Origin of the sequence: Pseudomonas sp. S31 (assembly GCF_016648105.1) — a bacterium.
Taxonomy (GTDB): domain Bacteria; phylum Pseudomonadota; class Gammaproteobacteria; order Pseudomonadales; family Pseudomonadaceae; genus Aquipseudomonas.
Map to the genome: position 1 here is coordinate 13,563 of NZ_JACVVE010000012.1, position 26,351 is coordinate 39,913.

Consider the following 26,351-nt stretch of genomic DNA (forward strand, 5'->3'; position numbering starts at 1 on the left):
CCATGGCCCCGGCGCAAGCGGTAAAAGTGTTTGAAGTCGGCCCGCGTGACGGCCTGCAGAACGAACGCCAGCAGTTGTCGGTGGCCACGCGCGTGGAACTGATCGGCGCGCTGGCGGCCAGCGGCCTGCAGCATATCGAGGCCGGTGCCTTCGTGTCGCCGCGCTGGGTGCCACAAATGGCCGGCAGCGACGAGGTGTTGCGCCAGTTACCCGGCGACGACGGGGTCAACTACACGGCCCTGGTGCCCAACCTGCAAGGCTTCCAGGCCGCGCAGCGGGCCGGCTGCCGCGAGGTGGCGGTGTTCGCGGCCGCCTCCGAAGCGTTTTCGCGCAACAACATCAATTGCTCCATCGATGAAAGCTTCGAGCGCTTCGCCCCGGTATTGCAAGCCGCCAAACAAGCCTCTGTGCGCGTGCGCGGTTATGTATCCTGTGTGCTCGGTTGCCCGTTCAGTGGCGCGGTGGCGCCAGAGGCCGTGGCCGAGGTCGCACGCCGCCTGTATGAACTGGGCTGCTACGAAATCAGCCTGGGTGACACCATCGGCGCCGGCAGGCCGGACGCGACCGCGCGGCTGATCGAGCAGTGCGCCCGGCAACTGCCGGTGACCGCGCTGGCCGGCCACTTTCACGATACCTGGGGCATGGCCATCGCAAATGTCCACGCCGCACTGGCGCTAGGTGTACGCACCTTTGACAGCTCGGTTGCCGGCCTTGGCGGCTGCCCCTACTCGCCCGGTGCCAGCGGCAACGTTGCCACCGAAGAGCTGCTGTACCTGTTGCACGGCCTGGGCTACAGCACAGGTGTCGACCTGCAGGCGGTGGCCCGGGTTGGCGTGCGCATCAGTGCCGAACTGGGCATCGCCAACCGCTCCCGCGCCGGCCTTGCAATGGCGGCAAGGAGCGCCGGCGAACAACACCCGTAGCACGTGTAGCACCCGAACAAAAACAACATGCCCGCAAAGGCAGGAGAATGCCAATGACCCTTGAATGCCGCCTGCACCCCCGCGCACCGGAGGTGAACCATGGCTGACGACAACCTCTATGAAGTGTGGGGCGACACCGTGGACAGCCGCCACCTGCTCGCCGCCATCGCCATCGGCGCCGCCTGCAGCCTCGGCACGTTCTTTCTCGCCGAACACCTGCTGACCGGCTGGGTCGAGTCCAGCCAGATGGCCCGTGCCTACGCCATGCTGCTGGGCATTCTCGGCTCGCTGCTGGGTGGCGGGGTCAGTGCCTGCCTGTTCAAACCCAAGCGTCATGTGGTCGAACACTTCGCCGACCCGGCCTGGCGCCAGCAGGTGATTGAAGAACTGCGTGATGAATACGGCGGTATCGGCCAGCTCAGCGATCTGCCGCAAGAAGTGCGCAACGAGCTGCGCGAACTGGGCCTGGAACGCCTGTTCGCCGAAGCTGAACCTGCCAGCCCAGCCGTGGCCTGCTCAAGCACTGCAACCCTGAAGCGAGGGACCGCCTGATGGACGCCTTGTTCGACCAGGTACTGATCGCCATGCTGATGGGGGTAATCGGTGCCGTAGTGTTCTCGGCCATCGGCCTGATTTCCGGCAGCGACGAAACCACCACGCTGGCACCGCTGACCTTGCTGGTGGTGCTGCTGGGTGTGCCCGCTGCCGGGGTGTTCACCTTCTTCCTTGCCGGCGCTGTAGCCAAGCACATGACCCACGCGGTGCCCACGGCGTTGCTCGGCATCCCCGGCGACACCATGGCCACGCCACTGATGCGCGAGGCCAACTTCCTGCGCAACCTTGGCGTGCCGCATATTGCCCTGCGCAAGATGATCTCCGGCGCGGTCATCGCCGCCCTGGTGGCCGTGCCGCTGGCGGTGCTGTTCGCCGTGCTGCTGGCGCCGTTCGGCGATACGATCAAGCAGGCCGCGCCCTGGGTGTTCCTCGCGGCCGCCACCACCATTGCCTACTTCTCGGCCGGCCGCTGGGCCTCAGTGCTGGCGCTGCTGCCGTTCGTGCTGGTGATCATTGCCTTGCAGACCCTGACCGCCCAGCACGGCGTCAAGCTCAGTGTCAGCTACTTCCTGGGCATCGCCATCGGCCCGCTGATCGCCGCCCTGTTCGCCATGCTCGCCCCGGCAGAGCGGGCGCGCATGAAGCGCAGTGAGCCGCGCACCTTTGCCCTGTCGCCAGACGTCAAGGGCTGGGGCGGCTGGTTCCCCAACCCGCTGAAGGTGCTGGACCGCCGCCAGGCCGGCTGGACCCTGGCCACCGCTACCGTGTCCAGCGCCACCTTCGTGTTCAGCCCGGTGGCAATGACGGTGATCCTCGGTGAAGTGGTCGGTTCGCGCATCAAGCACGCCTATCACCGCCTGACCTCGGTGATCAGCGTGCGCAACGGGGTCACCGAGTCCACTTACATTGCCGAGGCATTGATCCCGCTGATCGCCTTCGGCCTGCCGCTCAGCCCCGTGGCTGCCGGCCCGGCCGCGCCGCTGTTCAACGCGCCGCCACGCTTTACCGTGGATGCCGCCAGCGGTCAGGTGAACAACCTGCACAACCTGCTCAGCGCCGGCGAGTTCCTGGCTTTCGGCATGCTCGCGGTGGTGATCGCCATCCTGATCGCTTACCCGTTCTCGATGAATTTCGCCCACCGCGCCGCCTCGTTCGTTTCGCGGCGCATCAGTCACGAGGCGGTGATCGCCACCTTCGTTGGCCTGATCCTGGTGATCGGCCTATGGGAAGGCGGCCTGCTGGGCCTGCTGGTGATCCTCACGGTCGGCCTGCTGGGTGGCTTCCTGTACCGCTTCATCGGCTTCAACATCGGCGTGCAGTTCATGGGCTACTACACGGCTGTACTCAGCGTGCCGGCCATCGTCGCCCTGTTCGCCTGAACTGACCTTCTCCTGCTCCCCCACGCAGCCACAGCGGCTGCGTGGTTTCATTCGCCTGCAAGAAAGGAACAACAACAATGAATATCCTTTGCCCCCCTTGCCGCATGACGGCGGCTGGCGCCTGCCTGCTGCTCGGCGCCGGCAGCGCCTTGGCCCAAGGCTTCAGCGAAGATGCCAAGGTCGGCCTGACCCTGCGCAACTTCTACATCAACCGCAATTTCGTCGACCCGGCCTACCCCCAAGGCAAGGCCGAAGAATGGACGCAAAGCTTCATCCTCGACGCCCGCTCCGGCTTTAGCCAGGGCGTGGTCGGCTTTGGCGTGGATGTGCTGGGGCTGTATTCGGTAAAGCTCGACGGCGGTCGCGGCACTGCCGGTACCCAGTTGCTGCCGGTGCACGATGACGGCGGCCCGGCGGATGACTTCGGCCGCCTCGGCGTTGCACTGAAAGCACGCGTTTCGGCCACCGAGCTGAAGGTTGGCGAGTGGTCGCCGATGCTGCCGGTGCTGCGCTCGGACGACGGCCGCTCGCTGCCCCAGACCTTCCAAGGCGCCCAGCTCACCTCGCGTGAAATCGACAACCTCACGCTTTACGGCGCACGCTTTCGCGGCAACAGCCCTCGCAACGACGCCAGCATGGATGACCTGTTCATGTCCGGCCGGCCCAGCGCCACATCGGACCGCCTGGATATCCTGGGCGCCGAGTACCTGTTCAACGGCAAGGCCACCCAACTCGCAGCCTGGCATACGAACCTGCAAGACATCTACCGCCAGCAGTACTACAGCCTGACCCACAGCCAGGCCGTAGGCAACTGGACGCTGGGTGCCAACCTCGGCTACTTCGTCGGCGAGGACAGCGGTCGCTCACTGGCAGGCAAGATGGACAACCGTACCACCTCGCTGCTGCTCTCGGCGCGTACCGGTGGCCATACCTTGTACCTGGGCCTGCAGCGGGTCAGCGGCGATACCGGCTGGATGCGGGTCAACGGCACGGCCGGCACCAGCCTGGCCAACGACAGCTACAACTCCAGCTACGACAACGCCCACGAACGCTCCTGGCAGGTGCGCTACGACCACAACTTCGCAGTCGATGGCCTGCCCGGGCTGCAGCTCATGACCCGCTACATCAGCGGTGACAACGTGCACATTGGCAACGTGCGCGATGGCAAGGAATGGGGCCGCGAAAGCGAACTGGCCTATACCGTCCAGAGCGGTAGCTTGCGCGACCTGACCGTAAGGTGGCGCAGTTCCACGCTGCGCCGCGACTTCAGCAGTAATAAGTTCGATGAACACCGGGTGATCGTGAGTTATCCGCTGTCTATCCTTTGAACCCAATCCTCTCCTCAACGCAACCACGCGGCGAACCAGAGCCAATGGTTCGCCGCGTGCCTTAACTGCCTACACTCAAGGCCTGCCGACGACGATACCGCGACACTCGCCAAAACCAATGCTGGCCACACCTTCACGCACGCAGCGGGCTCGCATGATGATCTCATCGCCGTCCTCAAGGAACTTGCGCATCTCACCGCTGGCTAACTCCACCGGGCGCTTGCCGCCCTCGGTGATCTCCAAAAGGCTGCCGAAGGAATTCGCAGTAGCGCCGGACAGTGTGCCAGAGCCGAACAGGTCTCCCGGCTGCAGCTGGCAGCCGTTGACGGTGTGGTGAGTAATAAGCTGAGCCACTGTCCAGTACATGTTCAGGGTATTGCTAATCGCTAGCCTATGAGCCGGCAAACCCGCCTCCCTCATACACGCAGTGATTAGGAGCACTTCCAGTTCGATGTCGAATGCGCCACACGCTTGGTCCTGCTCGTCGAGCAGATACGGAAGCGGCTGCGGGTCTCCTTCAGGGCGATCCGGTTGAGACCTGCGGAACGGTGCCAGCGCCTCAGCGGTAACCACCCAGGGTGACAGCGTGGTGATGAAGTTCTTGGACAGGAATGGTCCTAATGGCTGGTATTCCCAGGCCTGGATATCCCGCGCCGACCAATCATTGAGCAGGCACAGGCCCGCCACGTGCTCGCCAGCCTCGGCGATCGGTATGGCCTGGCCCATTTCATTACCCTGGCCGATCCACATACCTAGCTCCAGTTCATAATCCAGTCGCGCGCAGGGACCGAAGCTCGGTTCGGTCTGCCCCGCCGGAAGGGTCTGGCCGTTGGGGCGGACCACCTCGGTGCCCGACGGGCGAAGGGTGGAAGCGCGGCCATGGTAGCCGATGGGCACATACTTGTAGTTGGGTAGCAGCGGGTTGTCAGGGCGGAATAGCTTGCCGACATTGGTGGCGTGCTGGATGCCCACGTAGAAGTCAGTGTAGTCGCCGACCTTGGCCGGCAGGTGCATCAGGCACTCACCGGCCGGGTACAACATAGGTTGCAGCACAGCTTGGTATTCGCTGCCTTCTGCCAACAGGGCGAGAAGGCGCTCGCGTAGGGCCACGCGGGGGACGCTGCCCAAGGCAAAAAACGCGTTCAATGCACCACCCCTGGTGGCCTCGACGGCCATCTTAGCGGCACCGTCGAGCAAACCCGCGGTTAGCACTTCCTCAAGGTCGAGAATGGCGTCGCCGATGGCTACTCCGCAACGCGGCAGATGTGAAGGGCGACTAAAGATACCCAGGGGCAGGTTCTGCAGCGGGAAGTCGCAATGCCCATTAGCATGCTCCACCCAGCTACGGGCATCGGCAATAGTTTTCATGACTACATCCAGTTTCAATCAATGGTTTTTTGGAAGCCCTAACACAGGAGGTTTTCGAGGTTAGAGGCGGGCAATGATGGCGAGCGCCACGGTGAAGGCGATCTTGATAGTGCAGAGAAAGCAGGCTCATAAATTCAGGCAGCGATGCAACACCTCACCGGGCTGCATCGACAACTGCGCATGTCAGCGTATCGATGCACTCTGGTGCGGTAAGACACTATGGGTCTACGTGGGTGCATGGCCCCGTTAGGAAGGGCCATTTAGCTGTGCCAGTCCAACATCAAACGATGTGAATTCAACCCGCAATCGATCGCTGCTGCGTTTGCCGCTTACCGTTGAGTAGGAAGAGTACGGATGCAGCGGCAATTATTACTCCTGGCGTCGCAGCCATCAGTACAGTGGCTGCCCCGCTACCCGCGGCCAGCATCTGCCCAGCGAGCAAAGGACCACTCATTGAGCCGAGTCGGCCAATTGCGACTGCTGCACCAACACCGGTACCGCGAATCACAGTAGGGTAGAAACGTGGGACGAGTGCGTAGAGCACCAATTGACCGCCGATAGAGAAGAACCCTGCGGTGAAGCCTGCTACCAGCATCGCTGACATATGGCCGGACAATCCTAGTGCTGCCAGAGCAACAAGAATCCCGCAATACATCAAAACAACCAGGAAGGTTACATTCCAGCGGTCCAACAGACGACCGAGGAATAGAGCGCCCATCGCACCACCGACGTTCAGGACAATTTGCACCGTAGTAGCTTCTACGCGACTAAATCCTAGTCCTCGCAGCAACGTCGGCAGCCAGTTCTGCAAAATGAACAAAACCATAAGGGTGAAGAAGAAACCTACCCATAGCAGGATGGTCGGCTTGGCAGTATCGTTCTGAAACAACCCTTTCCAATCTGCACGGCCCTTAGTACTGCCGCTTATTTTTTGTGCACGGAATGCTGATGACTCCGGCAGCGACCAGTAGAGAAGCGGGACAATCAGCAGTGGGCCAACGCCCCCTACGTAGAACACAGTCTTCCACGTCTCCTCGGTTCCCGTGAGGCCAATAGCCGCTGCCAAGGCGCCGCCCAGAGGCATACCGCAATACATCATGCTCACAGCAGTTCCATGGAGCCGCTCCTCAACGGCTTCTGAACACAGGGCGATGAGGTTCGGCATAGCAGCCCCCAGACCCAGGCCGGTCAGGAAGCGCGCAAGCAGCAGACTCTCGAAATTCCAGGCGATGGCCGTGGCGAGCGAGAAGACCCCGAAAATAGTCACTGCACCGATAAGAACGCTCTTGCGCCCTGCTCTGTCAGCCAGCCAACCGCCCACGAGAGCACCCGGCAATAGGCCCATGATACTGGCGCTAAATACAAGCCCCAACGCACTTGAGGAAAGCGCGAACTGAGCTGCCAGGGATGGGCCTACAATGCCAGCCGATTGGATATCCATGCCTTCGAGCAGTGCGACTATGAAGCATAGGCCGATGGTCAAAGTCGAGGAGCGCGCAGCGATTGTCGTCGTGCTCATGTTTTCACCTTTTGTATGTATTGTTGGTGGTTAGTGTTGTTAAAAACGAGGCAGATCCGGGTGAGGCATTTGTCCTTCATGAATGTGCATCCCTCCTAGCTCTGCACACCGATGCAAAGTCGGTATGGCCTTGCCCGGATTGAGAATCGAGTGGGGATCAAAGAGCTTTCGAATCTGCGCGAAGATATCGATTTCATCGGCCCCGAACTGCCAGCACATGCCGTGCAGCTTTTCGGTACCGATGCCATGCTCCCCGCTGATCGAACCGCCCGCCTCTAGGGCTAATGCCATGATCTGATCAGCTAATTTCATGGCGCGCTCTTCTTCTCCTTCAATACGACTGTCGTAACGAAGTACGGAATGAAGGTTTCCATCCCCAGCATGGAAGCTCTGCACGACCTCAATCGAGGCGTCAGCAGCCATCTGGTTGATACGATCAAGCACTTCGCCGAGCAATCGACGAGGAACTACACAATCTGCCACGTAGACATCGCGAGCAGTTCTGAGCAGAGCCGGCAAAATGTTCTTTCGTGCCGACCACAGCTCAAGTCGCTCATGTTGATCATCGGCCTGACGCAGCTCGAGCAGTGAGTGCTGCTTGAAAATCGCCTTGATCTGCTCAGTCCAGGATTCAATCTCGGCAGACTGGCCATCCAGCTCACATAAAAGCGCACCGCCTGCATCCGTGCGAAGCCGTAGTCCCGGAGAGTAACTGTCGGCAGCGATCAGCGAAGCGTTATCCATGACCTCCAGTCCGGCCGGCACAATCCCAGCAGAGATAATCGAGGTGACAGCGTCGCAGGTGTCTCTCGGGGTCAAGAAAAATGCCAGTAAGACACGAACCTTCGGCGGGACGGGAAGTAGCCGCAAACGCGCTTCGGTAATGAGCCCCAACAACCCTTCCGAGCCTGTTATCAGGGATAGGAAATCGAATCCTGGCGTGTCCAGCGAGGAACCGCTCAGGTCAAGAACTGAACCTGAACCGTCGACCAATCGCGCACCGACCACGTTGTTCACAGTGAGTCCGTACTTGACACAGTGAACTCCACCAGCGTTTTCCGCAACGTTCCCTCCAACTGTGCACGCGCTCTGGCTCGAGGGATCGGGAGCAAAAAACAGTCCGTGGGCTTGCGCGTGCTCGGATACCATCACATTACGCACTCCCGGCCCGACCAGCGCTTGCCCCGCCTCGGGAAGTATCGAAATAGAGCGCAAACGATTGAGGCCGAGCACCACGCTTCCCATGACTGGGGTCGCGCCCCCGGAGAGGCTGGTACCAGCGCCACGCGGAGTGACTACAATACGGTGGTGCGCGCAATAGCGAAGGACCTTACACACCTCTTCTTCATCAGCAGGCAGTACTACGGCCATCGGTCGCTCGCATAGATGAAAGAGGGCGTCGCACTCGTAGGGAACAAGAGCAGCCGGCTCATCCATGACCCACCGATCACCGACGATCGCTCTGAATGCAGCGATCGCGGAACTGTTTGGATGTTCAGAACCCTCAAGCATGGCTTGTCTCCTGGCTCGGCAAGCGCCGTGCAATCAACTCCAGCCAATGACCAACATCAAGGGGGCTGGATTTTTGGAGATGCATGATGCATCCCACATTCGCGGAAACGACTTGGGTAGGATTACCTTGCACAAGGTGTTTGAGCTTGCGCGAGAGCAGTTCTTCACTGCGATCGGGCTGCAGAAGCGAGTAGGCTCCCGCAGAACCGCAGCACATGTGTTCCTCTTTGACCGGAGTGAGCTTGTAGCCGGCTCGCCGGAGAACCTTTTCCACCTGTGCCTTGGCTCGCAAGCTGTTCCGCAAACTGCAAGGCACGTGAAAAGCCAACCGCTCTTCACCTTCTGCCAAAGGCGACAGTACCAATGGGTTTTTATCCCACATGGCATTGATGAATTCTCCAGGATCGCGCACCAGGGCACTAACCCGAGCAGCCTTCAACGCGTAATCCTTGTCATCACGCAACAGATGTCCATAGTCCATGAGCTGCGCGCCACATCCTGTCGATGAGGACAGGATGGCTTCGACGCCACGCTCGATATGAGGCCACCAAGCGTCAATGTTGCGCCGCATGGCCGCTCTCGCTGCTTCTGGAGCATCCAGGTGCTGACTCAGCGCACCACAGCAGCCGCCATCCGAGGCCTTGATCAGGGACACGCCGAATCGATCAAGGAGCAATGAAAGCGCGGCGTCATGCCCAGGTGTAAATACCGGTTGCACACAACCTGAAAGACTCAACACCTTGCGCGCATGCCTTGGTGTAACCCAGGTCGCAGGAGACGGCCGGACTGGCACCTTAGAACGCAAATTGGTCGGGAGGTAAGGCTTCAACGCCCACCCGACCAGCGCAACCGTCTTCAGCACTGGCCGGGACGACAGCAGTGTCCGGATGGCCACGCGACTCATGCGCGGCCAGAAGGGTCGCACTTGTTGCTCGTTGATTACTTGCTGCCCCAGGTCAATCAAATGACCATACTGCACTCCCGACGGACAGGCCGTTTCGCAAGCCTTGCAGTTGAGACAGTTATCCAGATGAGCACGGGTCTTCGCTGTAACCTCGCCTCCCTGAAGCGCTTCACGGATGAGATAAATCCTGCCTCGGGGGCTATCAAGCTCGTTCTCGAGCACTTCGTAGGTTGGGCAAACGGACGAGCACAACCCGCAGTGCACACAGCTCTCCACCAAGGTGGCAGCCTCAACGGCAGCATCGCTCGCGATCAGATTCTGATGGAGGTCTACGCGCATGGGGCACACTCTTTCGCTGTCGTTTGCAGGACCGAACGATCAAAGATTCGATGAGGGTCAAAAATGTCGGCTAAGCCATGGCTTAGAGCGTTCATGTCTTCAGATAAGGCTCGCCAATCGCAACCTGCGGATGACACCCAGGGTGAAGCATGCCCCCCATGATTGCGCGCCCACTCGTGAAGCTTGTTGTCGGCGCTCGGCATCCAGATCCAGCGCAGGCCACCCGCCCAATCGATCGCGCCCGTGGACGCGTGGAGAGGAGCGTCTGGCCTGACACTTACTCTCCAGAGCATTTCGTCCGGCCTGGGCAAGAAAAAGGTATGCTCCTGGTGAGCAACACTGCGCCACGGCGCATACTCATCGCTCACTTCGGCGTAATCGGCGTTAAGCCTTGCCAGGGCGTCGCGAACACTAGGGCAAGTGCCGCTGTAGCGAAGGAAAAGATGCCCGTCTACATAAAACGAACCGGACAACAAGCCTGGCCCCTGCCCTCCCTTCAACATCATGGACAGCGCCTCTTGTGCTGAGCATGCGATGGAAACCGTCATCTCGGCTTCGGGCCGGGGCATCACCCGCAGCGTCACCTCGAGCAAAGCACCAAGCATGCCGCGGCTGCCACCCGCCAGCCGTGCCACATCGAACCCGGCCACATTTTTCACTACCCGTCCACCGAAGCGCAGGTCTCTGCCCTGACCATCGACCAGTCGAATGCCAATGAGGTGATCGCGCAGCGCACCCGCATACGGTCTGCGGGAGCCTGACCAGCCAAGCGCGACGGCACCTCCCACAGTATTGTTGTGCTGCACAACGGGCTCAAAACCAAGCATCTGACCATGGCTAGCCAACGCCTGTTCGAGCTGGATCAGGGGAGTTCCGCAGCGGACCGTGACAACCAGGTCACTAGGATCGTATTCGACGATTCCCGCATGGTCCTTGAAAGAAATCACGGAAACGTTCGCGGGCACCTGACTGTGAGTTCCGGCTCCCTGTATCTGGAGCTTGGTACGTGCGGCACGCGCCTGAGCGAAGCGTTCACGTAGCCAGATGACTGCATCGCTATCACCGGGCACACGATGGCTATCTCCGCAGGACTGTAGAGCGAAGGCTGACATTTGAAAGGCAATCCCGTATTTTTTATTGTGAGCGCTTGGCTGAAAGCCGCGCATGCCATGACGTTAATGAATGCACGGCAGAAGGTCGACTGACTTATTTTCGCTAACGCATGAGGTAGACCTCATGTGCAAAAAAGCACTGTGGTCGGACGCTCGTACAGATACAATCGCTAGGACCGGCCATAACCCCAACAATGCCCATAACACATGACCGACAAAGACAATAAAGCGCTGCTCGATAGATATTTCAGGTCGTCACTGAGCTTAAAACAGCTACGCGTGCTGGTAGCACTCTCAGAGCTGGGACAAGTGCGAAAAGTCGCCGAGTCAATGAATGTCAGCCAGTCAGCAGTTTCAAAACAGCTAGCTGAAATCCAGGATGGCATTGGGCACCCCGTAGTACGTCGGAAAGGCAATCATCTGGAGGTGACACCCGTCGGCCTCGCCCTGATAAACAGCGCACGCGAAGTTCTGTACCATCTCGATCGTGCTCAGCGCGAGATACTTGCCCTAAGCGAAGGCAAGGGTGGTCACATTGTTCTTGGTACGGTCTCGTCGGTATGCGCAACCTTGATCCCAACCGCCCTGACCTACCTGAGTGAGTGCGCGCCGTCCGTATCAATCAAAATCGAAGAAAGCACTGCAGACAAGCTGATTCCACAACTCGTGGATCGCTCGATCGATATGGCGATTATCCGAATGTGGCAACCGGTGGCTGTACCAGGCACAATGCAACAGGCGCTTATGAACGAAGCGCTTGTTATCGTCGCAGGGCCTGCTCACCCTCTCGTACAACAAACCAAAGTTGAGTGGGTGGAAACCGTTGATTATCCATGGATCGTGCCGAACTCAGGCTCCCCAGCACGCGAAGCCTTGGAGGCGATGCTGGCACAGCACGGTTTGAGATTACCGGACGGGGTCGTGGACTCGATCTCTATGACACTGATCGTGTCATTGCTGGAGCAAAGCCGTTATATCTGTTTGCTTCCTGAAAACTTCGCCAGAAAACTTGAAGCCAGAAACGAAGCCAGGGTTCTTCCTCTGGACACCGCCAACCTGCTTTCGGAAGTAAGGGCAGTCTGGTGCACTGCCAACACGAATCCGGCACTAGGAATGCTGATGCGGTGCCTTGTTCAAGCCTCCCGTTGACAGCAAGAATGGGCCGCTGCCTAACCCCGGGGGGTTTTGGACGGGAGTTCACCGAAGCGTAAGCGGTACTGCTCGCTGAAGCGACCTAAGTGGTTGAAACCCCATGACTCGGCGATCTCCGATACCAGACGATCGGACTCACTACGCAACAGCTCATTCCGTACACCGTCCAGGCGCAATCCCTTCACATATTGCATGGGCGACTGTTGGAATGCTCGCTGAAAACCTTCACTGAGTGAACGGACGCTAACTCCTGCGGCATTGGCAATCTCCGCCAGCTTAATGTCTTGGCGCAGGTTACCCCGAATGAATCCTTCTGCGCGCTTCACATGACGCGGCGTGAACGGCTGCGGGGCAAATCCGTTGCCGTTGTCACCTTGAATGGCATGCATCAACGTAAAGAGCGCACTCTGCTGCAAGAACTCGATAGTACGGGCGTCAGGGGCAGGTTCAGGCCCAATCATGTACGTCATCAGCAGATTAAGGAAACCAATCCAGCGTATTTGTGCGGAGCCACCGGCTTGGAGCATCGCATCGAAACGTAGCGGCTTATCCGGTGCGCTTCCATGAAAATCCACATAAGCCGATTCAATCATAGCGAGGGGAAACTGCACGTGCAGCCGCCAGCTATCAGCACTGAAAGCTTTGTTGATACGGTCCTCCAACGAGTCGATCATTACCAGTCCGCCGCCACCGGAATACACGCCCCTCGGGGTGTGAATGGTTGCGCTGCCCTGTAGCTGGGTACTCACCAGGAGAAATGAGGTCGGGGCCTGATCAAGATTGACCGGAACACCGAAGCGCAGGCTCGCCACCTGCAAATCCCCGATTGGACGGCGATGCCATTGCATGGCAAGGGGGCCATCAGAACTGAGCACGGCGAGCCGGTTAGGGCTGTAGTTGGCCGCAAGAACATCAGAAGCCGCGCGTGCATCAAATGCTTCGACTTGATCGGGCGTGACGCCCAATGCAGCTTGTGCGTGCATGCGCAGCAAGGAAACCGCGTGGGCAACGCCATTACTGGAGGCCATGTGAGTCACGGCGTGGCACTCTTGTTGTTATAAATGATCACGTTGTAAGCAATCAGCCTGGAGGAGTCAATCCCGTCTAGGCTGAGCGGCAGGACCAAGGCTGTAAACACCTCCGGCTCCGACGAGGTGTCATGCTCCCCTACAACTGCTTGTAGCGAATGTCGTGCCTCAAGACACCGTGATGAGGCGCCCGCCTGGTCATGGAAGACGCCTCGAGCATCTGACCATTCACTTCCGCTAACGCATCCAGAATGATGCTGCAGGAGCAATGCCACTAGCTCAAGACGATTAGCGCAGGGGTCGAGAAGTAGATCGGTTGGAACAATGCATGATTCGTCGGCCCGTGCACTTTGATACCCGAACGCGTAAATCTTTCATCGTTGCGATGAGCGCTTCTATGGAGTCAACCTCCATTGCCAAATGCGGCGTCCGATCCGGCGTAGTGTGATCTCGCCCCAAATCTTGACCTGCCTGAAGCTCGAAAAAAACAGACGTTACCCGCACCTGCATCTAGGAAATACGCCTTTACGGGCCTACACCGCTGATGGAAGCACCGCGCTTTCGTAATCAACTAGTCAGCTTCATGCACAGATCCTGCTCGTCCCATTGGGCAGTTGCAAACCCTACTTGCAGTTATAAGCGCCGTAATAAGCTGCGAGACGGCCTGTCGTTAGGAGCCTAACGAAAATCGTCTTGGCCAAGGTAGCCGATAATCGCATTCGCTAGCCGGTTCTGGCAGGTTTAACTGACCGAGCTGCGCAAAGGCACACAGAAGATATCCACGGAGCGAACAATCTCGCTAGATGCGGATACCCGCTGCCAAATCCGGCTAACCGCATTTACTGCATCTCCTTAAGCTCATGGTGCGTGACACTTACAACAAAAATTAAACGGAGAATCCTATGTCAACGCTTCTGAGAGCACTCAGCCTGCCGGCGCTTATCGGGCTTTCACACCTTGCGGTAGCCGATGATGTAGTCACCCTTAAACTCGTTCACTTCCTTCCTGCTATTTCGAACGTTCAGGTGAATATATTTGAACCGTGGTGCAAGAAGATCTCGGATGAATCCCAAGGGCGGATGAAGTGTCAGATCTATCCATCTCTTCAACTGGGGGGCACCGCCGCTCAACTCGTCGACTTGGCGAGGAATGGTGTAGCCGACATCGTCTGGACAGCACCTGGTTATTCTCCTGGCCGGTTTCCTAAAACTGAAGCCATCGAACTGCCAGGCATGATTCCTCTGGGCGGTACGCGTGGCAGCGAAGTCGTATGGAACTTCTATCAACAGCAGTTGAAGGACGAATACAAGGACTACAAAGTACTCGCCATGCATGCGGACGGCGGCATGAACTTCCATACCAGGGATCAGAAAATCGAGTCGGCGAAAGATTTTGAGGGCCTCAAGTTACGTGCCCCCAACAGGACCATCGCAACTACCCTCACCGCCTTGGGCGCCGTGCCCGTAGCCATGCCGCCCGCTCAAGTAACCGAGGCCATCTCCAAAGGAGTCGTCGATGGGGCCGCGGCTGTCTGGGAAAATGTGGTACCTACCAAGATTTCCGAAGTCACAAAATACCATACGGACACGCCTGCAGATCGACCTGCACTGGGTGCAACCGCACTGACGCTGCTTATGAATAAACGCAAGTACGACTCACTGCCTCAAGATCTAAAGGATGTATTGGATCACAATAGTGGCTCGACCCTGGTGACCCAAATAGGCGGAGTGTTTGATGAGCAGATCGAAAAAGCGAAGGAAAAAATTCTCGCCGAGAATGGCACCATCGTCGTCATGCCGCTAGCAGCCTATGACGAAGCAATTGCGAAACTCAAACCGCTGGAGGCGCAGTGGATATCGAACGCCAAGGGCTTTGACGGCAAAGCCATCATTGATGCCGCACACGCCATGTACCCGAAAAATTGAGCCGCCGCTGCCGGGCAAACAAATGACACATCATCAAGTCCGGCTCGCATATCAAGTTGACTGCCAACAATAATTCTTATCCATCAAAAATAATAACAGGATCTCCGGTAATGATAGGCCAACGCAATCGCTTCGTGCTTTGCGCACTTCCTGCTGCAATTTCTCTAACACTCAGCGCTCACGCATCAGCCGATCTATTTTCGGATAGTAAGGCTTCGCTTGAACTTCGAAACATGTACATGAACCGTGACTTCCGTCAAGAAGGTGGGGCTCCAACGCAAGAGGACTGGGGTCAAGGCTTCACCCTGCGCGTGCAGTCGGGCTTTACTGAGGGGCAAATCGGTTTCGGCTTGGACACCATGGCACAGCTGGGCGTCAAGCTAGACTCTACGGCGGGCAATAGCGGCACGGGCGTTTTGGCCGTCAATGAAACCGGCGTGCCCGCGGATGATTGGAGTGAGCTTGGACTGACTGGCAAGGTGAAGTTCCGGCAGACCACACTTCGCGCCGGTACACTCCAGCCGGTGCTTCCAGTCGTCATGTACAACGACACTCGGCTGCTGTCGGCCACCTTCACTGGAGCCATGGTAACTTCTGACAAGGACATCCCCGGTCTTCAGCTCAACGCGGGACGACTGACCGAAGTCAATCAGCGAAACTCGAGTAGTCGAGACGACATCGCGTACTACACCGGCATTGAAAGTGACAACTTTGTCTTTGGTGGTGGTCAATATGAGATTAACCCATCGACCTCCGCCAGCTACTACTATGGCGCACTTGACGATGTTTATAAACAACATTTTCTGGGCTTTGTAAACACGCTGCCCTTATCTGAAAGACTGAGTATCAAGACTGACTTACGCTATTTCAAAAGTCTTGATAATGGAAAAGCACTCGCCGGCAAAATCGACAATGATGCCTTGATGGGCATGCTCACACTCAGCGTCGGTGCGCACAAGTTTTCCGGTGCCTATCAGCAAATCAGCGGAGATGGAAACCTCCCGTTCCTTTCTGGAGCGGACCCTTACAGCGTCAACCTGGTGACCTACAACACTTTCAACAAAGCCGAGACCGATGCTTGGCAGTTGCGCTATGACTACGACTTTGCCGGCCTTGGCATTCCAGGCCTAGCCTTCATGTCGCGCTACGTGTCCGGCTACGACATTGATACGCCGACCGTCAAGAATGGAAGGGAATGGGAGCGAGACACCGATCTTGTTTATGTAGTCCAAAGCGGAGCCCTGAAAGGATTCAACGTCAGGCTGCGTAATGTATCGTTCCGATCGACTAGCGGGCTAACTTCCGACATCGATGAGAATCGTATTATCTTGGGTTACACCCTCGCACTCTGGTAAGCATGCCCACATAATTAGTTGCTCCTCCTGTGGCCATTTAGGCGCCGTAAGGCGCCTTTTTTTACGCAGATAAAGTAACCAGGCCTATCAGCTTCGGTAAATAATATGAATGAATCTATCGGCGCGGAATACCGTATCTCCACGGATCACGGGATCTTTCGCAAGGCGCTTGAGCGCACGGTCTATCTGTTCGCACTGTGCGGGGGAACTTTACTAGTCCTCCTCACCAGCATGTCTATTATCTCCATCATCGGAAGAAAACTTTTTGCCAGCCCCATCCGCGGCGATATGGAGCTTGTGGAGATGGGGGCTGCGGTCATTATCGCGTCGTTCCTCCCACTCTGTGAGTTACGCGGAAATCACATCAAAGCGGACGCCTTCACCCTCGCTGCGCCTCCGGCTGTTCAAAGATTTCTTGATATTCTTGCCCATCTGCTTTGTTGCGTAGCCGGCGGTGTGCTCACGTGGCGCACAAGCCTGCAGATGATTGATATGCATAGTTATGGCGACTCTACCACCTTGCTTTCGATTCCCATGTGGATTCCTCTGATGTTTATTGTTCCTAGTTTGGCGCTTTTCTCCATTACCGCCGCAGTGCGGGTTGTCGATATCATATTCAGCCGAGGAAACTAAACATGAGCGGATTGTCTTTGGGACTATTTGCCCTCGGCGCAACGACCATACTCCTGGTACTCAGGGTTCATGTCGGCGTCACCATGCTGATGGGCGGTGCACTGTGTTACTGGCTGCTGAACAATGGCGATCTCCAAGCCCTGATGTTCACCTTAAATAACCTCGCCTACTCCAGGCTGTCGAACTACGACTTGGCCGTTATCCCATTGTTCATCCTGATGGGTCAATTTGCGACCCATGGTGGCCTATCGAAGCAGCTATTCCACTGCGCTTCAGTATTCTTCGGCCACTTGCGCGGCGGACTTGGGCTGTCAGCTATTGGTGCCTGTGCAGGATTTGCCGCGATCTGCGGATCATCGCTCGCGACCTCCGCGACCATGAGTCAAGTCGCCCTTCCAGAGTTGCGGCGTCACAACTATTCAGGGCGCCTGGCTACCGGCGTAATTGCGGCAGGTGGAACGCTGGGCATTCTCATTCCGCCCTCAGTGCCATTAGTGATCTATGCCGTCTTGACACAAGAGTCAATCGCCAAGCTCTTCGTGGCAGCTGTCGTCCCAGGGGTCATTGCGATCATCGGCTATATGATCGTGTTACGCATAATGGTTGCGCGCGACGAGCACACGGTCCAGTCGATTCCCAAAGCAAGCCTGGCTGCCCGCCTGAGTGCACTAGTGGGTATCCTGCCCATTATCGGGATTTTCCTCGTCGTTATCGTAGGTATCTATGGCGGCTGGTCTAACCCCACAGAAGCCGCTTCGATCGGTGCGGCTGCCTGCGGCATCCTTGCCGTCATCAAAGGTGAAATGGGTTGGAAAGGTATTCGCACCAGCCTTCTCGGCACCGCAGAAACAACGGCAATGATTTTCCTAGTGCTCCTGGGCGCCGACCTGCTCAACTCCGGACTAGCGCTCACCCAGATGCCTTATGAGTTGGCAAATCTAGTTCGCGAATCTGGCCTGGCGCCGATGATCGTACTCATCGCGATACTGATCCTGTATTTGCTGCTGGGTTGCGTGATGGACTCCCTGGCGATGATTCTACTGACAATCCCTATCTTCTACCCATTAATCATCAGCCTAGACTTCTATGGGCTCGACACCACCCAGAAATCCATCTGGTTTGGCATTCTGGCACTGATGGTGGTGGAAATAGGTCTGATACACCCACCTTTGGGCATGAACTTATTCATCGTTCAGAAAGCGGCAAAGGACGTCCCATTCATTGAGACTATTAAGGGTGTATTCCCCTTCATCGTTTCCGACCTGATCCGGATCATCCTGCTCGTGGCGTTCCCAACGCTCTGCTTGGGACTCATTAACTATTTCTCATGACACTGAATGTGGAGTGTTGTTAAAGCTTTATACCTCATCGACCTCCAGCTACAGCTAAATTTCCGCGCACCAGAGCCTGTTGGATTACTCGGACAGCCTCAGTGCGCTTTTTCAATTCTTAGCTTCCACATTTGATTGGCCTGGGCAGATAGACCAATCATCGTGGCTTCGGCAGATCAATGACATTTAGGATCAGCTTATGTTGCACGTCAGACTTTCAATTAAGAACAAAATCATATTACTTTCTGGGCTATGCCTTGTTTCGGTAGTTGCCTGCCTGGTGCTTATCAGTCAAAACCAGGCATCCAGGATGGTCGACCTAGTTGCCCAAGAAAGCTCCGAGATGCTTACCAATAGCGCAGAACTGCGTTTGAGGGATCGCGCTACCCACGAATCACTCGTTGCCCAGCGATACTTCATGGATGCCTACCAGTACGGCAAGAGCTTTTCACAGCAGATATTGTCCCTCCGGGAACAGTCGGAAAAACGCTTACTGGAGGCCTCGTACCTGCGCGAAGATCTTACTTATCAGGTTCGCAGCAGTCTCCAGTCAAATCCCGAAGTCCTCGGCCTTTATGTAATCTTCGAAGCAAATGCCCTGGATAATAGCGATAAACTTTTCCTCAACAGCGGAGCACTCGGAACCAATGAAGCAGGCAGATTCTCACTGCACTGGAGACAACCATTACCGGGAAAATTGCGCGCCGAATTCATGAGTGAGAAGCAACTGTCCGGACAAGATGACCCTTCACATGGCGCACGTTACGCTTGCGCCGTGAACACACGGCATGAGTGCATATCAGAACCCTACTGGGCCAAACTGGACGGGAAACAGGTGCTACTGATCAGCATCGCGTTCCCGTTAATTGACGATAACAACGTCTTGGGTGTCGTCGGTTTGGACCTTGGTGTGGATCGCCTGCAGGCAATCGCCCAAGAGACCAGCCAGAAACTGTATGAAGGTGCTGCGCTGGTCAGCTTGTCCAGTCCAAACGGAGTTCTGGTAGGACACAGCAGCGGTTCGACACTAGGAGTGAAGTTGTCGCCCGCCCCCACCTCAGTGAAGGAGCAGGAAACCGCGCGTTCGCACGCATTGGCCGCTCTCCCCCTCGAGGACAAGCTAATCAGAACGACCAGCCTATTCTCGCCCATTCCCAATGCCCAGGAGTGGAGCGTTTCAATCGAAATCCCCAAGGCGTCACTGTTGGGCCCTTCGATGCTTCTGAAACAGAAACTCGATGAGCATCAAGCGAATGGCAGATCCGTCATTGCGACCTTTGGCATTTCATTTGCAGTAGTGGGGCTTGCCTTGATGTGGCTCATGGCCTCAAGTCTGACGCGCCCAATCAATAGTACTGCCTTGATGCTGAAAGCGATCGCCGTCGGCGATGGTGACTTGACGCGTCGATTGGAATTCAGCAAAAACGATGAACTTGGAGAGCTGGCATCCTGGTTCAATCGCTTCTTGGACAAGCTCCAGCCCATCATTTCCGACTTCAAGCACTGCGTCACAGACGCCCGTGGCACCGCTGATCAGTCATTGGCAATAGCGAGTAAGACCAGCGCTGGCATGAGCCAGCAGTACACCGAGATTGCCGAGGTGGTCACATCTTTCGAAACCATGTCAACCTCTGTTCAAACCGTGGCCAGCAGCGCTGAACAGGCGGCGACAGCGGCGCGTAATGCCGATCGAGCAAGCGTAAACGGGCTCACGGTCATTGACGAGGCGACTTCCAGCATTGATCTTTTAGCAAGTGATCTAGACAGATCCATGATGACGGTACGTGAGATCTCTACGCGCAGCGAGCAAATAGGATCTGTTCTGAAAGTGATTCGGGATATCGCGGATCAAACAAATCTGCTGGCACTAAACTCTGCCATCGAAGCGGCCAGAGCTGGTGAAGCCGGCCGCGGCTTCTCTGTGGTGGCCGACGAAGTGCGAAAGCTCGCTCATCGTACCCAGGACTCTGTAAGTGAAGTACGTAAGGTCATCCAAGACCTCCAGAGTGGCATTGGTGATTTAGTTGCCGATATGCAGAGCAGCCGCGACCAAGCCAAGGTGAGTATCGAGAAAGCTAATCATGCTGTCATGGCATTTCGAAGCATCGGGAATGCTGTAGCGACCATCAGCGAGATGAACCTTGAGATTGCCAGCAGCACCTGTGAACAAAAATCTGTCGCGGAGATAATTAGTAAAAATTTCACTTCAATCCGTAATGTGATTGAGATAGTCACCGAACAGGCTGCGGAATCTGCCCGAATTAGCCAATCCCTGACGCATCTAGCCAACCACCAACATGAGCTGGTAGATAGGTTCCGGGTATGAACCCCATAATATTGCTCCCGGATTCAATTAACTCAAACGAATCTAAAAAACTGGAGTACTTGCCCCTTATTGGACTCGAGCATCGGCGCGACCACGACTTACGGTGTCGGGTTTTTCTTATGCCAGAAAGTAGCCCCTTAATAGATTCTGCTAAACCTACTCTTCTCAGAAAGCTCACATCAGGATTTCGCACTGGGTGAACGGCTTTGTGGCTCTAGGACACGTCGAGCCTACCTCAAACCGCGGCGCCGTAGTCACAGGTCGCGATAAACTAACTCCGTTATTTCGCGCTGTCGACTTTCATAAATTGCCGGCGCGTGGGTGCCCGCCTCAGGTCGACAGGTGCCGGTCGTGGACGACTGTTGCCGACCCAAAGCGGGCATAAACTTGTAGTGTCACTCAGCCTGAACTTCCCCTGCCGCTCGCCACAGTACTTCCGCGACTCCCTGCCTCTTACCGATGATGCGGGCCGCCACGAAGAGCAAATCCGAGAGTCGGTTAATGTAGCACAATCCGACACCCTCGAGTGGCTCCACGCTATTCAACTGCTGACACCTACGCTCTGCACTACGTGCTAGGCTTCGACAAACGTGGGCTTGGGCAACCAGCAGTGACCCACTGGGAAGAATGAAATTCTCCAGCGGTCCCAACTCCTCGTTCCACTTATCGATCACAGCTTCCAGGCGTTCTACCTCTACTACGTTCAAGGCCTGATAAATAGGCATAGCCAGTTGACCGCCTAAGTCGAACAAACGGTGCTGACATGGGGCTAAAATCTCATACACTTCGTCCAACTCAGACTCGGCCAACCCCGCTAGAAGAATACCTAGCTGGCTGTTCAGGCTATCAACCTCGCCAATAGCCTCAATGCGTGGGTGGTCCTTGGAAACCCGTCGCCCGTCGCCTAGGCCGGTTTCGCCTTTGTCGCCCGTTCGAGTGTAGATTTTTGACAACCGATAACCCATGTAATGCCTCCGTATGGAAACAGGGAATTTTATTTGGGTGTAACACGATGAAGCATGAAATCGCGTTCCAGCAGCGGAGACTCGGCCAGCGACTGGAAAGCCATATATATCTTAAAACACACTTGCATTTGACTGAGGCGGACTAATATTTTCAGATTAACTTCGAGATGGAAATCGCACCATGCCAATGCCTTGCCAAAAACAGCCAACCAAACAGGAGCAACTATTAAACTAAATTTTCTTTCGAAGCTGTGTCGAAGCTATACCAAACCAGCGCTTAGTAGCTCGAGAAAATACGCTAATCTCTGAGTAACCGAGCAATGAAGTCAATTCCGATGCGCTCAGCTCCGAGTGTTTAAGATAGAACGAAGCGATCTCTTTTCTGACTTGATCGACGACTTTACTAAATGATGTTCCTTCATCACGCAGCCTAGCTTGTAGAAGCTTCTCTTGAATTTTTATCTCGCGCGCCGCATCCGCTAATTTTGGTTCGCCATAGCGGAGCATTTGTCTTACATACTCGCGAACCACTTCAACCATTGTCTGCTGCGGGTAGAAGGTCTGGCTCGAAATCTGAGTAAGTGAGCCCTGCATCAAAGCCAACAACATCGGGTCTCTGCTAGGCATAAGTCGAACTAGCTGATTCTTAGGTATGACTAAAGAATTATAGCTTTGACCAAACTGAACTGGCGCTCCAAACAACCGCTCATGCTCTTTCCAGGACTTTGGCTTCGGGTGTTCAAAGTGAACCGCTCGAGGAGACCAGTCTCGCCCAAGCACCTCTCTGATAAGGTTTACCACCATACCCAATGTGAGTTCTGCATCTTGCCGCCGTATCATGATCGCTCCGTGGCGAACCTGATAATCGAATCGGTAAGTTTCACCCTGATCGATTAGACGGATGAGACTATGATGCTGATGGAGAGGAAATGCCCGAGCAAAATTCACTAGCGCTTCTTCTAGTGTATGCGAAGACAGACCAATATATCCGAGCAAACCCAGATGCTGTGGTCGAAACTGCTGACCGTAATAAAGGCCAAAGTTGTCACACCTGCAAATTCTTGCAGATTCTTCCAATGCAGTACAGTAATCAGGCAACGACAGACTTATAGTGGGATTTTCAAGCAGAAGGCGATTTACACCAAGCTGCCCGATAACTTTTGCTGGCTCCCCACCGTGTCCTTTGATGAATTCGAACAGTCCAGTGGCCGCAGCGGCAAGAACGCCCTTATGCGGCGTGGCGTCCGTTAGGATTGGCATCTTTGAATTTGTTATAAGCATCTAAACTTGAACCCGGTTCATTTTGAGCCAACCGGACGAACAGACCCATACTCTGTGTATCTGATTTCGCCCTAACGTAAGAGCAAGCCGTCATAAGCGCATCCCTGTGGGTGACCTTTTCAGAGATGCCTCATTTCCCACTGGGCGTCAAGCATTTGTAAAAAAATGTGAAAAAAAACCTACGGGTTGACCTTAGGTACTGGACGACTGGATTCAAAGTCAAGTCAGCGGGGGCACCGAGGGTGCATGATCTAAATCAGCCCGTCGCTAGCGCGATGAAGGAGCGCAAGCGATTTTATTATAAGAAACGCCGCTTGGAGACATCGATGATCTACGCTCAGCCTGGCACCCATGGTGCCGTCTTCACCCCCAAGACCCGTTATGGGAACTACATTGGCGGGGAGTTCGTTCCGCCGAAGCAAGGCGCTTATTTCACGAATAACACTCCTGTCACCGGTCAGGTGATCGCCGAATTTCCACGGTCGACGAGCGAAGACATTGAGCTTGCGCTTGATGCCGCTCACGCCGCCGCAGATGACTGGGCTCGCACCTCAGTTCAGGATCGCGCCCTGGTTCTTCTGAAGATTGCCGATCGGATCGAACAGAACCTGGAAGTACTCGCAGTCGCCGAAACCTGGGACAACGGTAAGCCAGTTCGCGAGACGCTGAATGCAGACGTTCCTTTAGCTGCTGACCATTTCCGTTATTTCGCCGGCTGTATCCGCGCCCAAGAAGGGTCGGCGGCGGAAATCAACGACTCGACCGTTGCCTATCATATTCATGAGCCGCTGGGTGTAGTTGGTCAGATCATTCCATGGAATTTTCCGCTGCTGATGGCTGCTTGGAAACTGGCCCCTGCACTGGCTGCTGGTAATTGCATCGTCCTGAAACCAGCCGAGCAAACCCCGCTTTCGATCACTGTACTGGCCGAACTGGTGGGCGACCTTCTGCCTCCAGGTGTCCTGAACATCGTCCAAGGCTTTGGACGCGAAGCCGGTGAAGCACTGGCAACCAGCAAGCGAATCGCGAAGATCGCGTTCACTGGTTCTACTCCGGTTGGCTCGCATATCATGAAATGCGCCGCAGAAAACATCATTCCTTCGACGGTCGAGCTGGGTGGCAAATCGCCCAACATTTTCTTCGAAGACATCATGCAGGCCGAACAGAGCTTCATCGAGAAAGCCGCTGAAGGTCTGGTCCTCGCATTCTTTAACCAGGGTGAAGTATGTACCTGCCCTTCGCGAGCACTGGTTCAGGAGTCGATCTTCGAGCCGTTCATGGTTGAAGTGCAGAAGAAGATCAAGGCCATCAAGCGCGGCGACCCGCTCGACACCGAAACCATGGTTGGCGCTCAAGCCTCCCAACAGCAGTACGAGAAGATCCTCTCCTATATGGAGATCGCTCAAGGCGAAGGCGCTGAACTGTTGGCCGGTGGAAGCAGCGAGCAACTCGGCGGCGACCTTGCCACTGGATATTACATCCAGCCCACGTTGCTCAAAGGCCACAACAAGATGCGTGTGTTCCAGGAGGAGATCTTCGGCCCGGTGGTCGGTGTTACTACCTTCAAGGACGAAGCAGAAGCTCTGGCCATTGCGAACGACACAGAATTCGGCCTAGGCGCTGGCGTCTGGACCCGCGACATCAACCGAGCCTGGCGCATGGGGCGTGGAATTCAGGCTGGCCGCGTGTGGACCAACTGCTACCACCTCTATCCAGCTCATGCGGCCTTCGGCGGTTACAAGAAATCCGGCGTTGGTCGTGAAACTCACAAAATGATGCTCGACCATTACCAACAGACTAAAAACCTGCTGGTGAGCTACAGCACCAATCCGCTCGGCTTCTTCTAAGTTCTCCGCCAAAACCTCATCTAATCACTATAACGTCCGTCACCATCTTGGTGACGGGCGAAGAGGGTATCCCAATGGCAAGTCACGACCCGCACACCGTCATCCACACCCAAGGGGTGGATATTGAAACCGTAGATCAAGACTACTTCGCTAGCCGCCAACTCAAAAAGGGCGCTGCTGGGTGGGTACTATTGATTGGCCTTGGCGTTGCGTATGTAATCTCCGGTGACTACGCCGGGTGGAACTTTGGTTTGGCGCAAGGTGGATGGGGTGGGATGCTCCTGGCGACCTTGCTGATGGCGTGCATGTATCTGTGTATGTGCTTCTCGCTCGCCGAGCTATCTTCGATGATCCCCACCGCAGGTGGCGGTTATGGCTTTACCCGTACAGCATTCGGACCTTGGGGAGGCTTCCTCACCGGGACCGCGATTCTCATCGAATATGCCATCGCCCCCGCGGCGATCGCTTGCTTCATCGGGTCATACTGTGAATCCCTGTTTGGCCTAGGTGGCTGGCAGGTGTACCTCGCTTTCTATGTGATCTTTATTGGTATCCACGTTCTGGGTGCCGGCGAAGCACTGAAGATCATGTTCGTAATTACCGCAATTGCCGCCTGCGCTCTGGCTGTTTTCATCTTCGCCATGGCCCCGCATGTGGACTTGCACAACCTGTTCGATATTCCACCCTCCACCACTGCTGTGGGAGCCAGTGATTTCCTGCCTCAAGGGTACTTCGGCATCTGGGCTGCTATTCCGTACGGCATGTGGTTCTTCCTGGCGGTTGAAGGCGTGCCACTGGCTGCCGAAGAGACAAAAAACCCAAAACGAGACCTGCCACGCGGTTTGATCGGCGCGGTGCTGGTGCTCCTGACCTTCGCAAGCCTCATTCTCTTGGTAGGTCCAGGTGCCGCCGGGGCACAAGCCTTGGTCAGTTCGGGCAATCCACTCGTCGAAGGACTGGTGAAGGTCTACGGACAGTCGACCTGGATGAGCCAATTCGTGAACATCGTTGGTCTGGCAGGCCTGGTCGCCAGCTTCTTCTCGATCATCTACGCCTATTCGCGTCAAATTTTCGCGCTCTCACGAGCAGGTTATCTGCCTCGGGGCCTGTCGATCACCAATAAAAACAAGGCTCCTGTAGCCGCTCTCGTTGTGCCTGGCATCTTCGGTTTCGCTCTCTCCCTGACCGGTCAAGGTGACCTGCTGATCCTCATCGCGGTTTTCGGTGCAACGCTGTCGTACGTGCTGATGATGGCTGCCCATATCACTCTGCGTGTACGTCGCCCGGATATGCCTCGGCCATACCGTACTCCCGGCGGTGTAGTGACCTCCTCCATCGCTCTGGTTCTGGCCGCAATCGCACTCTTGGCTGGCTTCTTGGTTGATCCGCGGGTTGTTCTCGGCGCAATCGGGATCTATGCGTTGTTCATTGCTTATTTTGCCTTCTACAGCCGTCATCACCTGGTGTCCGGTACTCCCGAGGAGGAGTTTGCCGCCGTGAAAGCTGCTGAGGCGGCGCTGCACTGACTAGCGTCGCGTTAAAGAAACTCGATTTTTAAGAGGTAAGAAC

The 26,351-nt window shown here is 56.2% G+C and carries 20 protein-coding genes and 1 pseudogene; 13 read left to right on the forward strand and 8 right to left on the reverse strand.

Annotated features, from left to right (window positions below; genetic code table 11):
• The first annotated feature begins 2 nt into the window (after positions 1-2).
• From IAE37_RS11155 to IAE37_RS11170, 4 genes are all read left to right on the forward strand, one after another.
• On the forward strand, positions 3-923 hold the full coding sequence (locus tag IAE37_RS11155; RefSeq protein ID WP_201173678.1) for a hydroxymethylglutaryl-CoA lyase: 921 nt from the start codon (positions 3-5) through the stop codon (positions 921-923).
• 99 nt (positions 924-1,022) lie between these two features.
• Positions 1,023-1,475, forward strand: coding sequence for a hypothetical protein (locus IAE37_RS11160; RefSeq protein ID WP_201173361.1), 453 nt, complete (start codon positions 1,023-1,025; stop codon positions 1,473-1,475).
• Positions 1,475-2,857: a tripartite tricarboxylate transporter permease gene (locus IAE37_RS11165; RefSeq protein ID WP_201173363.1), complete on the forward strand. Its 1,383-nt coding sequence runs from the start codon at positions 1,475-1,477 to the stop codon at positions 2,855-2,857. Before IAE37_RS11160 ends, IAE37_RS11165 begins: the two co-directional genes overlap by 1 nt.
• Before the next feature lie 104 nt (positions 2,858-2,961).
• Positions 2,962-4,185 carry an OprD family porin gene (locus tag IAE37_RS11170; RefSeq protein ID WP_201173681.1) on the forward strand — a complete coding sequence of 408 codons (1,224 nt, stop codon included), beginning with the start codon at positions 2,962-2,964 and terminating at the stop codon, positions 4,183-4,185.
• A 75-nt stretch (positions 4,186-4,260) separates the two neighbouring features.
• On the opposite strand, the gene fahA is transcribed toward IAE37_RS11170, so the two are convergent.
• From fahA to glcE, 5 genes are all read right to left on the reverse strand, one after another.
• Positions 4,261-5,553, reverse strand: a complete 1,293-nt coding sequence (gene fahA, locus IAE37_RS11175; RefSeq protein ID WP_201173365.1) for a fumarylacetoacetase — start codon at positions 5,551-5,553, stop codon at positions 4,261-4,263.
• Positions 5,554-5,848: 295 nt separating this feature from the next.
• Positions 5,849-7,072: a 3-(3-hydroxy-phenyl)propionate transporter MhpT gene (gene mhpT, locus IAE37_RS11180; RefSeq protein ID WP_201173367.1), complete on the reverse strand. Its 1,224-nt coding sequence runs from the start codon at positions 7,070-7,072 to the stop codon at positions 5,849-5,851.
• Positions 7,073-7,111: 39 nt separating this feature from the next.
• Positions 7,112-8,584: an FAD-linked oxidase C-terminal domain-containing protein gene (locus IAE37_RS11185; RefSeq protein ID WP_201173370.1), complete on the reverse strand. Its 1,473-nt coding sequence runs from the start codon at positions 8,582-8,584 to the stop codon at positions 7,112-7,114.
• The gene (gene glcF / locus IAE37_RS11190) at positions 8,577-9,827 is read right to left on the reverse strand and encodes a glycolate oxidase subunit GlcF (RefSeq protein WP_201173371.1); all 1,251 of its coding nucleotides are present in this window, start codon (positions 9,825-9,827) and stop codon (positions 8,577-8,579) included. The genes IAE37_RS11185 and glcF overlap by 8 nt, the downstream gene beginning before the upstream one ends.
• Positions 9,818-10,993: a glycolate oxidase subunit GlcE gene (gene glcE / locus IAE37_RS11195; protein WP_201173372.1), complete on the reverse strand. Its 1,176-nt coding sequence runs from the start codon at positions 10,991-10,993 to the stop codon at positions 9,818-9,820. Before glcE ends, glcF begins: the two co-directional genes overlap by 10 nt.
• A 153-nt stretch (positions 10,994-11,146) precedes the next feature.
• Between glcE and IAE37_RS11200 the strand changes: the two genes are divergently transcribed.
• Positions 11,147-12,088 carry a LysR family transcriptional regulator gene (locus IAE37_RS11200; RefSeq protein WP_201173373.1) on the forward strand — a complete coding sequence of 314 codons (942 nt, stop codon included), beginning with the start codon at positions 11,147-11,149 and terminating at the stop codon, positions 12,086-12,088.
• Positions 12,089-12,108: 20 nt separating this feature from the next.
• On the opposite strand, the gene IAE37_RS11205 is transcribed toward IAE37_RS11200, so the two are convergent.
• Positions 12,109-13,119 (reverse strand): AraC family transcriptional regulator, encoded by a 1,011-nt coding sequence (locus IAE37_RS11205; protein WP_236409914.1) that lies wholly within the window; start codon positions 13,117-13,119, stop codon positions 12,109-12,111.
• A gap of 902 nt (positions 13,120-14,021) precedes the next feature.
• Here IAE37_RS11205 and IAE37_RS11210 point away from each other — a divergent pair.
• The 6 genes and pseudogenes from IAE37_RS11210 (at position 14,022) to IAE37_RS29170 (ending at position 20,689) form a co-directional block, all read left to right on the forward strand.
• Positions 14,022-15,044, forward strand: a complete 1,023-nt coding sequence (locus IAE37_RS11210) for a TRAP transporter substrate-binding protein (RefSeq protein WP_201173375.1) — start codon at positions 14,022-14,024, stop codon at positions 15,042-15,044.
• Positions 15,045-15,154: 110 nt separating this feature from the next.
• Positions 15,155-16,399, forward strand: coding sequence for an OprD family porin (locus IAE37_RS11215; RefSeq protein WP_201173376.1), 1,245 nt, complete (start codon positions 15,155-15,157; stop codon positions 16,397-16,399).
• A gap of 105 nt (positions 16,400-16,504) precedes the next feature.
• Positions 16,505-17,032 carry a TRAP transporter small permease gene (locus IAE37_RS11220; protein WP_201173379.1) on the forward strand — a complete coding sequence of 176 codons (528 nt, stop codon included), beginning with the start codon at positions 16,505-16,507 and terminating at the stop codon, positions 17,030-17,032.
• Positions 17,033-17,034: 2 nt separating this feature from the next.
• Positions 17,035-18,363 carry a TRAP transporter large permease gene (locus IAE37_RS11225; RefSeq protein ID WP_201173382.1) on the forward strand — a complete coding sequence of 443 codons (1,329 nt, stop codon included), beginning with the start codon at positions 17,035-17,037 and terminating at the stop codon, positions 18,361-18,363.
• Positions 18,364-18,781: 418 nt separating this feature from the next.
• A pseudogene (locus IAE37_RS29165) lies at positions 18,782-19,831 on the forward strand (PDC sensor domain-containing protein); the annotation flags it as partial.
• Positions 19,832-19,933: 102 nt separating this feature from the next.
• Complete coding sequence (locus tag IAE37_RS29170) at positions 19,934-20,689, forward strand: methyl-accepting chemotaxis protein (RefSeq protein ID WP_442967801.1); 756 nt, start codon at positions 19,934-19,936, stop codon at positions 20,687-20,689.
• Between the two features lie 395 nt (positions 20,690-21,084).
• Here the strand turns inward: IAE37_RS29170 and IAE37_RS11235 are convergent, their stop codons facing one another.
• Positions 21,085-21,654 (reverse strand): cob(I)yrinic acid a,c-diamide adenosyltransferase, encoded by a 570-nt coding sequence (locus IAE37_RS11235; protein ID WP_201173388.1) that lies wholly within the window; start codon positions 21,652-21,654, stop codon positions 21,085-21,087.
• Between the two features lie 231 nt (positions 21,655-21,885).
• Positions 21,886-22,914, reverse strand: coding sequence for an AraC-like transcriptional regulator QhpR (gene qhpR / locus IAE37_RS11240; RefSeq protein WP_236409908.1), 1,029 nt, complete (start codon positions 22,912-22,914; stop codon positions 21,886-21,888).
• 347 nt (positions 22,915-23,261) lie between these two features.
• Here qhpR and exaC point away from each other — a divergent pair, with 347 nt between their 5' ends.
• Positions 23,262-24,782, forward strand: a complete 1,521-nt coding sequence (gene exaC, locus IAE37_RS11245) for an acetaldehyde dehydrogenase ExaC (RefSeq protein ID WP_201173393.1) — start codon at positions 23,262-23,264, stop codon at positions 24,780-24,782.
• 74 nt (positions 24,783-24,856) lie between these two features.
• Positions 24,857-26,308: an ethanolamine permease gene (gene eat / locus IAE37_RS11250; RefSeq protein ID WP_201173394.1), complete on the forward strand. Its 1,452-nt coding sequence runs from the start codon at positions 24,857-24,859 to the stop codon at positions 26,306-26,308.
• Positions 26,309-26,351 lie beyond the last annotated feature (43 nt).